The 14,150-nt window shown below is 50.6% G+C and carries 14 protein-coding genes; 8 read left to right on the forward strand and 6 right to left on the reverse strand.

What is annotated here, in order from left to right:
• The first annotated feature begins 393 nt into the window (after window positions 1–393).
• Genes hisG through hisIE form a run of 8 tightly spaced genes read left to right on the forward strand, consistent with a single transcriptional unit; the run spans window position 394 to window position 7,524 of the window.
• Window positions 394–1,302 carry an ATP phosphoribosyltransferase gene (gene hisG / locus CWE22_RS03865; RefSeq protein WP_169930055.1) on the forward strand — a complete coding sequence of 303 codons (909 nt, stop codon included), beginning with the start codon at window positions 394–396 and terminating at the stop codon, window positions 1,300–1,302.
• Between the two features lie 26 nt (window positions 1,303–1,328).
• Entirely contained in the window at window positions 1,329–2,639 is a 1,311-nt protein-coding gene (gene hisD, locus CWE22_RS03870) for a histidinol dehydrogenase (RefSeq protein WP_169930056.1), read from the forward strand.
• Window positions 2,636–3,703, forward strand: coding sequence for a histidinol-phosphate transaminase (hisC, locus tag CWE22_RS03875; protein WP_169930057.1), 1,068 nt, complete (start codon window positions 2,636–2,638; stop codon window positions 3,701–3,703). The genes hisD and hisC overlap by 4 nt, the downstream gene beginning before the upstream one ends.
• Complete coding sequence (hisB, locus tag CWE22_RS03880; RefSeq protein ID WP_169930058.1) at window positions 3,700–4,776, forward strand: bifunctional histidinol-phosphatase/imidazoleglycerol-phosphate dehydratase HisB; 1,077 nt, start codon at window positions 3,700–3,702, stop codon at window positions 4,774–4,776. Before hisC ends, hisB begins: the two co-directional genes overlap by 4 nt.
• Window positions 4,773–5,378: an imidazole glycerol phosphate synthase subunit HisH gene (gene hisH, locus CWE22_RS03885; RefSeq protein ID WP_169930059.1), complete on the forward strand. Its 606-nt coding sequence runs from the start codon at window positions 4,773–4,775 to the stop codon at window positions 5,376–5,378. The genes hisB and hisH overlap by 4 nt, the downstream gene beginning before the upstream one ends.
• 3 nt (window positions 5,379–5,381) lie before the next feature.
• Window positions 5,382–6,131 (forward strand): 1-(5-phosphoribosyl)-5-[(5-phosphoribosylamino)methylideneamino]imidazole-4-carboxamide isomerase, encoded by a 750-nt coding sequence (gene hisA / locus CWE22_RS03890; RefSeq protein ID WP_169930060.1) that lies wholly within the window; start codon window positions 5,382–5,384, stop codon window positions 6,129–6,131.
• Window positions 6,101–6,901: an imidazole glycerol phosphate synthase subunit HisF gene (hisF, locus tag CWE22_RS03895; protein ID WP_169930061.1), complete on the forward strand. Its 801-nt coding sequence runs from the start codon at window positions 6,101–6,103 to the stop codon at window positions 6,899–6,901. Before hisA ends, hisF begins: the two co-directional genes overlap by 31 nt.
• A gap of 2 nt (window positions 6,902–6,903) precedes the next feature.
• Window positions 6,904–7,524, forward strand: coding sequence for a bifunctional phosphoribosyl-AMP cyclohydrolase/phosphoribosyl-ATP diphosphatase HisIE (gene hisIE, locus CWE22_RS03900; RefSeq protein WP_169930062.1), 621 nt, complete (start codon window positions 6,904–6,906; stop codon window positions 7,522–7,524).
• Here hisIE and CWE22_RS03905 read toward each other — a convergent pair.
• The 6 genes from CWE22_RS03905 to htpG form a co-directional block, all read right to left on the reverse strand.
• Window positions 7,521–8,903 carry an MATE family efflux transporter gene (locus tag CWE22_RS03905; RefSeq protein ID WP_169930063.1) on the reverse strand — a complete coding sequence of 461 codons (1,383 nt, stop codon included), beginning with the start codon at window positions 8,901–8,903 and terminating at the stop codon, window positions 7,521–7,523. The two genes, hisIE and CWE22_RS03905, sit on opposite strands and share 4 nt — an antisense overlap.
• A gap of 30 nt (window positions 8,904–8,933) precedes the next feature.
• Window positions 8,934–10,118, reverse strand: coding sequence for an aminotransferase class V-fold PLP-dependent enzyme (locus CWE22_RS03910; protein ID WP_169930064.1), 1,185 nt, complete (start codon window positions 10,116–10,118; stop codon window positions 8,934–8,936).
• A 3-nt stretch (window positions 10,119–10,121) separates the two neighbouring features.
• Entirely contained in the window at window positions 10,122–10,958 is an 837-nt protein-coding gene (locus tag CWE22_RS03915) for an alpha/beta fold hydrolase (RefSeq protein ID WP_169930065.1), read from the reverse strand.
• Entirely contained in the window at window positions 10,955–11,365 is a 411-nt protein-coding gene (locus CWE22_RS03920) for an MAPEG family protein (RefSeq protein ID WP_169930066.1), read from the reverse strand. The genes CWE22_RS03915 and CWE22_RS03920 overlap by 4 nt, the downstream gene beginning before the upstream one ends.
• Before the next feature lie 88 nt (window positions 11,366–11,453).
• Window positions 11,454–12,098, reverse strand: coding sequence for an adenylate kinase (adk, locus tag CWE22_RS03925; RefSeq protein WP_169930067.1), 645 nt, complete (start codon window positions 12,096–12,098; stop codon window positions 11,454–11,456).
• A 125-nt stretch (window positions 12,099–12,223) separates the two neighbouring features.
• On the reverse strand, window positions 12,224–14,131 hold the full coding sequence (gene htpG / locus CWE22_RS03930) for a molecular chaperone HtpG (RefSeq protein ID WP_169930068.1): 1,908 nt from the start codon (window positions 14,129–14,131) through the stop codon (window positions 12,224–12,226).
• Window positions 14,132–14,150: the final 19 nt, after the last annotated feature.

Genomic DNA, 14,150 nt, shown 5'->3' on the forward strand with positions numbered 1-14,150 from the left:
TTACCGCAAGTTGTTTTTTCTTCTATTGTCGAGTTTATACAACTTACAGACAAGAAATCGACTGAAACCCAGATTTCAAGCAACCTCCTCGTTGAATTACCCTTCATTTTTCTATACAATCTTCGTCAATGTAATCGTTCAACCATTCACAATTCACGTTTCACTAGTAGCCAGTAACCAAGAGCAACTAGCGAGGAGTGTTTTTGAGAGAGAGATTTATGCGCACAGCAACTATTATTTGGCACCACCACCATCATCATCGACACCCCGATTAGCCAAGCGCTGTGCTCAGGCTAATCGTAGCTATTACGGTTGCCTTCGAGACAAGACCCCCGGAAGGCATCCTTTACGGGGGTTTTTTCGTATTAGAGTTGTTTAAACATGGAGTTTCACATGGTCGTCGACAAGAATTCGCAACGCCTTACAATCGCCATCCAGAAATCTGGCCGTTTGAGTAAAGAATCAATTGCCCTATTGGAAGCGTGTGGCTTTAAATTCAGTTTGCACGAAGCGCGTTTACTCGCGCACAGCAGCAACCAACCGGTCGATTTATTGCGGGTACGTGACGATGACATTCCAGGACTGGTGATGGACGGTGTGGTCGACTTGGGTTTGGTGGGTGAAAATGTGCTCGAAGAGGCTCGTTTGGAGCGCCAAGCCACACAGCTGCCGGCGAAAATCAATATTTTACGTGCGTTGGACTTTGGTCAATGCCGCTTGTCCATCGCCGTACCTAAAGAAGATAACTATCGCGGTTTAGCCGATCTTGAAGGCAAGCGTATTGCCACCACTTACCCATTTCTGCTGCAAAACTATTTGCAGCAACAGGGCATTAAGGCCAGTACCGCTGTATTGACTGGTAGCGTTGAAGTAGCTCCACGCGCTGGCTTAGCGGATGCAATTTGTGACTTAGTCTCAACGGGGGCGACTTTAGAAGCGAATGGGTTGGTGGAGAAAGAAGTCATTTTCCGTTCCACCGCACAACTCATTCAGCGCCCAGAACCACTCACTGCAGCAAAGCAAGCTATTGTTGATCAATTGCTGCCCCGTTTGGACGGTGTGCAAATGGCGCGTGAAAGCAAGTACATCATGCTCCACGCACCGAAGGCTCGCTTAGAAGAAGTGGTTGCATTGCTGCCTGGCGCTGAACGTCCAACAGTACTGCCGTTGCAACACAGTGATGAGCAAGTTGCCGTGCACGTGGTGAGTACCGAGAAGTTGTTTTGGGAAACTATGGAAGAACTCAAAGCCATTGGTTGTAGTTCCATCCTAGTATTGCCGATTGAGAAAATGTTGGGTTAGCCATGACAACAAACGAGCAAAATCAGATGCAAGCAATCAATTGGGCGTCACTCAGTGATGCCGACCGGGAAAAATTGTTAGCTCGACCCGCCCAAGCGCAGCCAGAAGTATTGCGCCAGCAGGTTGCCGATATTATTGCAGCCGTACAGCGCGACGGTGATAAGGCTGTATTGGAATATACGCGCCGTTTTGATGCGCCAGAACTTGAGCAATTGGCGTATCCAGCGGCTGAGATCGCGGCACAGGCAGCAAAATTGGATGCCGCAACCCAAGCAGCGATTGATACAGCCTACGACACGATTTATGCGTTTCACCAAGCTCAGCAACCACAACCTGTGACCGTCGAAACCGCTCCCGGCGTGGTCTGCAGTCAGCGTTATCATGGCTTGAGTGCGGTTGGTCTCTACATTCCTGGTGGTACTGCGGTGCTACCATCAACAGCATTGATGTTAGGTGTACCGTCACAACTTGCGGGTTGCCAACGTCGAGTTTTGGTGAGCCCGCCAGCTGCGGATGGAAGCTTGTCGCCAGCACTGATGTATGTCGCGCAGAAGTGCGGTATCACAGAAGTATATCGCTGTGGCGGTGCACAAGCTGTTGCTGCGTTGGCGTATGGTACTGAGTCTATTGCCCCTGTGGTAAAGATCTTCGGTCCCGGCAACAGTTATGTTACGCAAGCTAAGCAATGGGTCTCGCAAGATCCGCAAGGTTGTGCCATTGACATGCCAGCAGGGCCTTCCGAGTTGATGGTCATTGCCGATGCCACTGCGAATCCTGATTATGTTGCTGCTGACTTGCTGTCCCAAGCGGAGCACGGTCCGGATTCGCAAGTTATCTTAGTGTCACCGTCAGCTCAGCTCATTGCAGCAACTGCAGATGCTCTACAATCGCAACTCGTCTCATTACCGCGTGCAGCTATTGCTGAACAGGCATTAGCGAGTAGCGCCCTCATTCAAGTCGACTCGCTGGCAACAGCGGTTGAAATCAGTCAGCGCTACGCACCTGAGCACTTATCGATTCAAGTCGATGATACGGAGACGTTGCTCCCGCAACTCACACACGCGGGCTCGATTTTTGTGGGTCACTACACCCCCGAATCAGGCGGTGACTATGCGACGGGAACCAATCATGTATTACCGACCTATGGCTTTGCTAAAAATTACAGCAGCCTTGGTTTGCTCGATTTCTATCGTCGTTATACGGTTCAGGAGGCCACTCGTGAGGGCCTACGTGGGCTAAGTTCGGCCATTATTCAACTGGCTGAAACCGAGGGGTTGAGCGCGCACGCACGCGCCGTCTCCATTCGTCTTGACGACTCACAAGGAAATGCATCATGAGTATGGTAGAGCGCTTACAGCGCGCCCACTTGCGCAATCTAGTGCCCTACGCCTCAGCGCGACGCAGTATGAGTGGTGGTTCGGTATGGTTGAATGCCAACGAAGCACCGACTACGCCGGCGCTCGGCAACGACGAACCGGCTTTGAATCGCTACCCTGCGTTCCAGAGCGATGCTGTCAATCAAGCCTATGCAGATTATGCTGGCGTTCAGGTGGACTCGATTCTGAGTGCTCGTGGCAGTGATGAAATCATTGAGCTCATGATTCGTGCCTTCTGCGAGCCAGGCCAAGACGCCATTATGATTTGCCCACCCACTTACGGTATGTACGCAATCAGCGCTCAAACCCATGGTGCGCTGGTGCGCGAAGTACCGCTTATTGAGACACCGGATCTGGGTTTACAACTGGATCTCTCAGCGATGGTGGCACAGTTAGATGGGGTGAAGCTGATTTTTGTCTGTAGCCCATCAAATCCCTTAGGGAATAACTTGGCGCTAGGCGACTTACGAAACTTATTAGAAAGTGTTGGCGAACAAGCTTTTGTGATTGTCGATGAAGCCTACATTGAGTTCACCGATCAACCGAGCGTAGCCACGTGGTTGACGCAGTACCCACAACTGGTGGTGACACGAACCTTATCTAAAGCATTTGGTATGGCGGCCATTCGTTGCGGATTCGCGTTAGCAGCGCCTGCGCTCATCGATTGTTTGCGTAAAGTGATTGCGCCCTATCCCATGCCGGCATCGAGCCTCAATGATGCACAACGGGCTTTGGCACCAGCAGCTATTGCCGCCATGCAAAGAGCAGTGACGGAAACTCGAGCGCTCCGCGAACAGTGGCTGCAAAAACTTCAAGCAGCACCGTGGGTTAAACGCCTCTACCCGTCCGCGACTAATTTCGTGTTGATACAAGTCGACGATGCTGCCGCACTTGTGGCACAGTGCAGCGCTCAAGGTGTTCTGATTCGCAATCAATCGAGCCAGCGTGGCCTCGATAACTGTGTCCGTATTAGCATCGGCAGCGTCCAAGAAATGCAACAATTAGAGCAGGTACTCCCACAATGACCGCACAACGTATTTTATTTATTGACCGCGACGGTACCCTGGTTGAAGAGCCTCCGGTCGACAAACAACTGGATAGTATTCAAAAACTGAAATTTGAGCCAGATGTCATTCCTGCTCTACTTGCATTTCAGCGCGCTGGTTATCAGCTCGTGATGGTGACCAATCAAGACGGTCTAGGTACAGAGAGCTTTCCGCAAGCTGACTTTGATGCACCGCACCAGCTGATGCTGGAAATCTTCGCGTCACAAGGTATTCGGTTTGCAGATATTCTCATCTGTCCACATTTTCCTGATGCCGGCTGCTCGTGCCGCAAACCAGCGCTAGGTCTGGTCAAAGATTACTTGCAGCAAGGCCGTATCGATTTCACCGACTCGTATGTCATCGGTGACCGTGAGACAGATATTCAACTAGCCGAGAATATGGGCATCCGCGGCATTAAATACAGTCCAAGTGAGATGAATTGGCGTGCCATCCAACATCAACTATTGGATCGTCCGCGCACTGCCACAGTGCACCGTAAAACTCGCGAAACTGACATTCGTATTCAACTCGACTTGGACGCACAGCAACCGTTAAAATTTGCGACTGGAATTGGCTTTTTCGACCACATGCTGGAGCAAATTGCGACTCACGCTGGGTTTGCATTAAGTGTCGAAGTACAAGGCGATTTGCACATTGATGAACACCACACAGTAGAAGATACAGCTCTGGCGCTTGGCGCCGCATTGCGTCAGGCTTTGGGTGACAAACGTGGAATCGGTCGATTTGGCTTTGCCTTGCCCATGGACGAGTGTCGCGCAGAGTGCTTGTTAGATTTGTCAGGACGTCCATACCTGCAACTGCAAGCCGATTTTAGCCGCGATAAAGTGGGTGAATTGTCGACCGAGATGGTCGGACATTTCTTCCGCTCGCTCAGCGACGCCATGGCAGTTTCATTGCACTTATCGACGACCGAGGGCAATAGCCATCATCAGGTTGAGAGCCTCTTCAAAGTATTCGGACGGGCACTTCGACAGGCTATCGCACGCACTGCAGATGGCGCTTTACCATCGAGTAAAGGGATGCTGGCATGACCTCGTTAGTCATTATCGATACGAGTTGTGCCAACCTAAGTTCGGTCCGCTTTGCATTCGAACGTCTAGGGGTTGAGCCTGTCGTGACCGCATCGCCTACTGTTATCCGTGCTGCTGATCGCGTGGTGCTACCAGGCGTCGGAACCGCAGCGGCGGCGATGCGCAATTTGCAGCAACTCGGCTTGGTTGAGGTGATTCAACAACTTGAACAGCCGGTACTCGGTATCTGCCTGGGAATGCAATTACTCACCGACTATTCAGCCGAAGGGAATGTCGATTGTTTAGGCGTCATTCCTGCACGTACCGAACGCATGATTGCCGCTGGTTTACCACTGCCGCACATGGGCTGGAATACGATGACCGACCCCAGTGCTAGTAATCCGCTTTTGCGTGGGGTCGAAAGCCCTGCTTACTGCTACTTCGTGCATAGTTTTGCCGTGGCGGTTGATCAGTACACGAGTGCGCAATGTACGTACGGACAACCTTTTGCCGCGATGATTCGCTCCAAGAATTTTTTTGGTGCGCAATTTCATCCCGAGCGCTCCGGCACGGTTGGCGCGCAAATACTGCAGAATTTTTTGGCATTAACTGACGGTGATTAAAGCATGTTAATACCCGCTCTCGATCTCATTGCAGGCCAAGTTGTACGCCTGCAACAAGGCGATTTTAATCGTCAAACCACCTATGCGTCCGACCCATTGCCTCTGGTTCAGAAGTACCAAGACGCAGGCGCTGACTGGCTTCATTTGGTCGATCTAGATGGTGCTAAGGACCCACAGCAACGCCAGCTTGCGTTGTTGCAGCGTTTAACGGCAGCCACCTCGATGAAGGTTCAAGTCGGTGGTGGTATTCGTTCCGTGTCGGATGTCGAAGCACTATTGCAAAGCGGTGTGACCCGTGTAGTCATCGGCTCACTCGCGGTACGTGAACCGGAGCTGGTTGAGTCCTGGTTTCAACAATTTGGTGCTGAAGCGATTGTCTTAGCTTTGGATGTACACATTGATGCAGAGGGCATCGCCCGAGTTGCGACCCACGGTTGGCAACAAACATCGACAACCACCTTAAACAGTATAATTGAACGATTCCTTGCTTGTGGCCTAAAGCATGTGTTGTGCACAGACATTAGCCGTGATGGGATGTTGTCAGGCGCAAACACCGAACTCTACGCTGCGTTAAAGCGTGACTATCCGACCATTGAATTGCAGGCGTCGGGAGGCATTGCGACCTTGGCTGATTTAGAGCAGTTGCAAGCCGTACAGTGCGATAGTGCCATTCTCGGTAAATCATTACTGACTGGGCAATTCACCCTAGAGGAGGCGCTCCTATGTTGGCCAAACGCATCATCCCCTGCTTAGACGTTCGCAATGGCGAAGTCGTTAAAGGTGTCCAGTTTCGTAATCACGAAGTGATTGGGGCCATTGAGCCGCTCGCGCAGCGCTATGCAACTGAGGGTGCGGATGAGCTCGTCTTTTACGATATCACTGCATCGTCAGACGACCGAGTCGTCGATAAATCGTGGGTCGAGCGTATCGCCCGTGTGATCGATATTCCTTTTACCGTTGCTGGCGGTATCCGCACTATCGCGCAAGCGCAAGAAATTCTCGCAATGGGCGCAGATAAAATTTCCATCAATTCACCTGCTCTGCGCGACCCCGATCTGATCAACGCTTTAGTGGATGAATTCGGGCAACAATGTATCGTCATCGGTATTGATAGCTTTTATAACCAAGAACAAAATCGGTATGAAGTCTATCAGTTCACCGGTGACGAGACGCGAACGCAAAAAACGCGTTGGCAAACGCGAGACTGGTTGAACGAAGTGGTAGCGCGCGGCGCGGGTGAAATTGTTTTAAACTGCATGAACCAAGATGGTGTTCGCCAAGGCTATGATCTTGAACAACTGACCGCATTACGTGCGCACTGTCCGGTACCTCTGATTGCCTCGGGTGGCGCTGGTGCCATGGCGCACTTTGCAGATGTCTTTACCACGGCGAACGTAGATGGTGCTCTGGCAGCATCCGTGTTTCATAAACGTGTCATCGACATGGGTGAGCTCAAGACCTATCTCGCTGCGCAAGGCGTTGCTATTCGGCCTTTCACCACAACGACTCAACAAGGAAGCTAGTCATGGAAATCAATTCAAGCACGCGGTCACAGCTCGACTTTAGTAAAGCCAGCGATGGTTTGATTCCAGCCATCGTACAACATGCATTGAGCGGTGAAGTCTTGATGCAAGGGTTTATGAATGCTGCCGCCGTTGACAAAACGCTGGAGACTGCCCAAGTTACTTTTTATAGTCGCAGTAAAGAGCGGCTGTGGACGAAAGGCGAAGCGTCGGGTCATGTGTTGCAATTAGTGAGTTTACATACGGACTGTGATGCCGACAGTTTATTAGCATTGGCTTTGCCGCAAGGGCCCACCTGTCATTTGGGTACCCGCTCATGCTTTTCCAGTACCTCAGGAGCTGCAGTACCACTGTTACAACAGCTGAATGACACAATAGCGAGTCGTAAATCGGCCGCGCCAGAATCGAGCTATACGGCACGTTTATTTGCCGAAGGCACGAAGCGCGCAGCACAAAAGGTCGGGGAAGAAGGTGTTGAAGTTGCACTTGCAGCTTGTGCGGGCGATGACCGCGAACTCCTGAATGAGTCCGCTGACCTGCTCTATCATTTACTGGTGGTGTTGGAGAGTCGAGATTTGTCACTGAACCAAGTACTCGAGGTACTGCGACAACGCCAATCTTAATCTCGAATCGGCGCTGCCAGCTCACGCTCGTAGCGTCGACTCACTCGAATTAACCGCCACGTCAGTAGTACCGCCGCCCCAGTTAAGCCTGTAATAAAGCCGATCCACATGCCCGCAGCTCCCATTGCTGGAACAATGATGTCCGTGCGCGACAGCAAATAACCGATGGTCAACCCAAATGGCCAATAGGAAACAAACGTAATGAGCATCACAATGCGAGTGTCTTTATAGCCACGCAAGGTTCCCATAGCAATGGCTTGGAACGAATCCGAAATTGAGAACAAAGCAGCGAGGCCCATTAACGTAGCAGCTAATTCAATAACTGCTGCATCGGCTGTATAAAGACTTGCTAACCACCCTCCAGCTAACCATAAAATGGTTGCGTTCACGATAGCAATGGACATCCCATACACGTTTGCCAATTTATGGCTGAGCATTGCATTGCGTGGATTCCCGGCTCCCAGCGCAAAGCCTACACGCAGCGTCACTGCCATCGCTATGCTCATTGGCACCATATACACCAACGAGGAAATATTGAGTGCAATTTGGTGACTCGCCACCACAGTAGCGCCCAGTGGGGCGATAATAAGCGCCGCTGCCGCAAACAGGCTGACTTCAAAAAACATCGACGTGGCAATTGGAAAACCTAAGCGCACAACATACCAAATGTCGTCCCAGCTTGGCGCAAACCAACGCCCAAACAAATGGATTTCTTTGTAGCGTTTGGCGACAGCCACATAGACCACCATGCCAAGCGCCATAACCCACAGCACGATAGCCGTTGCGATACCACAGCCCGCGCCACCCATGGCCGGAATCAAGTCGCCATAACCATAAATAAACAAGTAGTTCGCGGGAATGTTGACGAGTAAGCCAATGACGCCGATAACCAAAGATGGAATAGTGTTCGACAAGCCTTCACAGAAGTTGCGCAATACCATATAGATCACGATAGCTGGAACCCCCCAAGCAATATAGCCGAGGTAGTCCAACGTAATACGGCGAAAATCGTCAGCGACGTCCATTTGGTTCAAAATCAACGGCGCACTCGCAATCACTAATAAACTCAGCACTGCGCCGGCAATAGCCGCATAAAAGCCTTGGTGAACCATATTCGCCACTTGAGTCACTTTACCCGCGCCGTGAAAGTGAGAAATGATCGGCGCCAATGCCAGCGCTAAACCAAAGATTAATAGAATCGATGGAAACCAAATACTGCTACCAACGGAGACTGCAGCTAGATCGGTCGGGCTGACGCGACCAGCCATCACCGTATCGACCACGCTCATCAGCACTTGAGTGACCTGCGCAATCAATATAGGTACGGTGAGTTTGGCGAGCTTGATGGACTCAGGCCACCATTCGCTTTTCGTTTCCATGTTGTTTCCAATCGATACACTGGTTCAGTGTTAGGAAAATAATTCGTAAGCCTCGTCTAGGACTGAGACAAGGCGTTCAAGATGTCGCGGCGTAGTATACGCGCCAAGAGCAATTCGGACTACTCCTGAATGGCCTAAATACTGCAGTAACGGCTGTGCGCAATGGTGGCCTGCTCGCGCTTCGATACGCTGACTGTCTAAATAAGCCGCCAAATCATGTGCATGCACCGAGGAACTCACTAAGCTGAGGGTCGGTGTTTGCATTGGCCCTGCAGGAAGCACCTGTAACCACTCTCTGTGCGTCAATAAATGACTCAGCTCGGCTCGCTGTGTATCTAAGTAGTGAGATAGGTCCGCGTTCCGATCCAGCCACTCCGTCGCGGTTGCGGCGGCAATCACCGCAAGTGTATTCGGGGTGCCCGCCTCAAACCGATGCACGTCACTCAGGTATTCCGCATGCTCACGTGTCACCTTGGTGACGATACCTCCACCGACTCGAAATGGTGATAGCTGATCTGCGAATCGCGGCGCTAACAACAACAGTCCTAGACCGGTGACACCATAGAATTTATGCGCACTACAAACCACGGCATCCGCATCCAGCAAGCCGAGTTTCTGCGGTTGATGCGGTGCTAATTGGGCAGCATCGACAATCGAAACAACACCGCGCTGACGCGCTGCTCTTAACAATGGGGCGAGTTCGAAGACAGCACCGGTTACATTGCTGGCAGCGCTGACTGCAACGACCCGTGTCCGCTCGGTCAACAGCAACTCCGGTGTCGCCAAGTCCCCTTCTGGAGTAAGCTCAATAAACCGCAATTTGAGATCAAAACGCTGTGCGAGTCGCTGCCACGGTAATAAATTGGCATGGTGCTCGGCAATAGAAAGCAAAATTTCGTCGCCCGCTTGCCACGCAATCGGCACTGCCTGCGCCAGATCATTCAATGCCTGCGTCGTCGAAGCTGAGAACGCCAGTTGATCCGGTTGTATCTGAAACCACTTTGCTAGTGTTTGTCGTCCCTGCTCGAGCTGTTGCGTTGCCTCGCGACTGCGCGCATAAGAACCACGATGCGCATTGGCATGCGTATCCAACAAGTAACGGTCAACAGCGTGGCGAACACAGGTTGGCACCAAGCAAGTCGCTGCTGTGTCGAAGTAGGCATAGTCTGGCTCATCGGCTAGCCACGGAAAATCGTCACTCGAAGGTTGATACATAAACTAACCTCGAGCCTCCGAGGCTTTCTGTGGTCGCACATCAAGCCCATAAACAGCTGCTAAGAACTCCAGAATTTCGACATTGACAGCATCGACATGGGTAATCGGCCCCATATGTCCGCACGGCAAGGTTCGACTGATCACAGCGGGCAAAGCTACTTCCAATTTGTGAGCAACAGTCCGCGCACTGTTCTGCGTATACTGTCCCTGCAATAATAAGGTAGGTTGGCGAATCGACGCACAATCACGTAGGTCGTACTCCTCACCCATGAGCGCGGCAAAATCACACTGTACTTTACCGGCTTGCAACGTCATCGCCTGCTGTATCTTTTCAGGCAATGCCGCGAAATAGCCCGGTTGATTCCAATAGTCCACAAAAGCTGCTGTTGCGGCTTTTGCATCTTTGTTCACCATCTGACTGGAGATGGATTCAATTTCGAGTCGCGCGGCTTCATTGGCTTCCAACAAATGAAACGCGACCGGTTCAAAGACAACCAAACTGCGCACATCGATAGATTTCTCGACCGCTAGCTTTAATGCCAGTGCCCCACCATAAGAATGGCCAATGAGCGTCACCGGCTGCTGCCAGTTCAGTGCCTGAATCGCATTCATAATACGCGGCAGTTCATCACGAAATCGAAACAGATGCGGTTCAGCCGTGCTCACTGCTGGGGCCTTACCATACCCCAGCAGGTCGACAACGAGACAATCAAAATGGGGCGCTAAGGCATTGAGCAATGCTCGCCATTGACCACCATTACTCTGCGAGCTGTGCAACAACAGAACGGGGCTTTGCCCCGCCGTGCCAGTGCGATAGAGACCCGGTTGAACTTCAATCATCCGCCAATTAACCGCCCAACAGAAAAACCAACCATATAACCTGCTTGTGTGAGCAACACCACGAAAGTCAGCAATACACCAATGGCTCGCGGCGCCGATGTACCAACTGTTTTAGTCAAGCCGATAGCGTGGGCAATACGTGCGATAAATAGCGCCGCACCTAAAGCATGCACCAGTTCAGTCGGCCCGCCACTCGCTTCAATCAAAAACAACAACAGTAGGCTCAACGGAACGTATTCAGAAAAATTCCCATGAATTCGGACAGCAGCTTTTAGATCTTTTGACTCACCGGTGCCGATACCGACCTTATCACGCCAGCGAAGTCGAATAATTCGAACGGAGAGCACAAAATAAAGCAGGGTTAATAAACCCGCATACAACATGGTGTTATGAAAACTAAATTCCATGATTCGATCCTTGTTATTATTGATTTAACTCGATAAACACTCACAAAAAAGCCCACTCCAAGGTGGGCTTTGTCGAAGCGGTCACGAACTAGCCAAGAAGCTTACCCAGCTCTGAACTAATCGTTTCGACATCACGGGTTCCATCAATCCGATGAAAGGCCGTCTTGCCCTGTTCCGCCAGTTTACGATAATACGCGACTAATGGCTCGGTTTGTTCGTGATAAATTGACAACCGCTTGCGCACTGTCGCTTCTTTATCATCGTCACGAATAACTAAATCTTCACCGGTTTCGTCGTCTTTACCTTCAGTCGCTGGTGGATTGTGATCAATATGATAAACACGGCCCGAACCAGGGTGCACTCGGCGTCCTGCCATACGCTTCACGATGACTTCATCAGGTACTGCAAATTCCAATACACAGTCGATTGAAATACCGGCCTCATGCATAGCATCTGCTTGTGGAATCGTGCGTGGAAATCCATCCAACAAAAAGCCATTTTGGCAATCAGGTTCTGCGACACGTTCTTTGACCAAACCTATCATGATGTCATCGGAAACAAGTTTACCGGCATCCATCACCTGTTTTGCCTGTTGCCCCAGCGGTGTTCCCGCCTTGATTGCGGCTCGCAGCATGTCGCCCGTCGAAATCTGTGGAATCCCGAAAGTTTTCATTAGGAACTGCGCTTGTGTGCCTTTCCCTGCGCCCGGAGCGCCCAACAGGATAATGCGCATCAACAACCTCTTTTTTCTTATCTTGGGTTAGCGTATGAATAAGCCCGAACTTTACCTTGCATACACGGGCTTTACAAGTCCGAGGATTGCCCGACTTTGGTCGGACAACCCTCGTTAGAGGCAGGTTATACGTCGGTTAATTCCAACATCAATTTGTTCAACCGTGAGACAAATTGTGCTGGATCTTTCAAACTGCCGCGCTCAGCTAGTGTTGCTTGATCCAGAAGGAGTTGTGCCCATTCACCAAAACGCGCTTCGTCGTCCAACCCAACCACGCGCTGTACGAGCGTATGTTCAGGATTGATTTCGAAAATGTACTTGGTTTCTGGCACTTTCTGGCCGGCAGCTTCCATCAGCTTCGCCATTTGCGTGCTCATATCGTTGCTGTCGGTCACAATGCAAGCGGGGGATGCGGTGAGACGATTCGTCACACGCACACTTTTGACTTTGTCACCCAGCGCTTTAGCAAAGCGTTCTGTGTGCTCAGCGAAAGCTTTTTCCGCCGCTTCTTGTTGCTCTTTATCTGCATTGTCTTCGAGCTCACCCAAATCTAAATCGCCACGCGTAACCGCTTGGAATGATTTTTCTTGGTACTCACTGAGATGACTCATCAGCCATTCATCAATGCGCTCCGATAACAACAGCACTTCAATATTCTTCTTGCGGAAGATTTCTAGCGCAGGGTTATCGCGAGCGGCTTCATAGCTGTCCGCAACAATGTAATAGATCTTGTCCTGTTTATCTGACATCCGTGCCAGGTAATCATCGAGACTAACCGTTGCTTCACTGGAGTCCTGATGGGTTGATGCAAACCGCAATAAGCCGGCAATTTTCTCTTGATTGGCTTGGTCTTCAGCTGGCCCCTCTTTCAATACCGTACCAAAAGTGTTCCAGAAATTCTGATAAGTCTCCGGCTCATCCTTCGCTAGCTTGCTCAGCATGCTTAAGACTTTCTTAGTACTGCCGTTGCGCATTGAACGGGTAATTTTGTTGTCTTGCAAAATTTCGCGAGACACGTTCAGCGGCAAATCACTGGAATCCATCAAACCGCGCACAAAACGCAAATAGCTCGGCATCAATTGGGTCGCGTCGTCCATAATGAACACGCGTTTCACATACAGTTTAATGCCATGCTGTTGTTCACGATTCCACAAATCCCAAGGCGCTCGCTTCGGAATATAAAGCAGACTGGTGTATTCCGACGTTCCCTCTACTTTATTGTGGCTCCACAACAATGGATCTTCGAAATCATGAGCGACGGTTTTGTAGAACTCTTTATATTCATCATCGCTAATATCCGCTTTTTCTCGCGTCCAGAGTGCTTGTCCAGAATTGACCGCCTCCCACTCAAGCTTTTTGTCTGCGGCTTTTTCTTCCTCGTCGGCAGCCTTTGGCATTTGCACAGGAATGCTCAGATGGTCGGAGTATTTAGTGATGATACTTTTCAAACGCCATTCATCGAGATACTCCGCGGCGTCATCGCGAACATGCAAAATAATATCGGTGCCGCGCTTAGCTTTTTCGATGACTTTTAAATCAAATTCGCCTTCACCGCGTGAGTACCACTCAATCGCCTCATTCGCGGCAGCCCCAGCTGCACGAGTGCGCACGGTAACGGCTTCAGCCACAATAAACGCGGAATAAAAGCCAACGCCAAACTGACCAATCAAACGACTATCTTTGGCCTGATCGCCTGACAATTGGCTAAAAAATTCTGCGGTACCAGACTTAGCAATGGTACCTAGGTTACTCATGACTTCATCTCGAGTCATGCCAATACCGTTGTCGCTAATGGTGATGGTTTTACTGTCTTTATCCGCACTGACACGGACATAAAGTTCTGCATCGTCGCTCAACAATGAGCTGTCACTCAGCGCCTTGAAACGTAATTTGTCGGCCGCATCCGATGCGTTTGAAACCAACTCTCGAAGAAATATTTCTTTATTGGAATAAAGCGAATGAATCATCAAGTGCAGCAATTGCTTCACTTCGGTTTGAAAACCGTGGGTTTCAGTTTGACGGGTCTCCGCCATAGTGTTTTCTCCTACACAT

It is taken from the genome of Pseudidiomarina aestuarii (assembly GCF_003987355.1).
GTDB classification, from domain to species: domain Bacteria; phylum Pseudomonadota; class Gammaproteobacteria; order Enterobacterales; family Alteromonadaceae; genus Pseudidiomarina; species Pseudidiomarina aestuarii.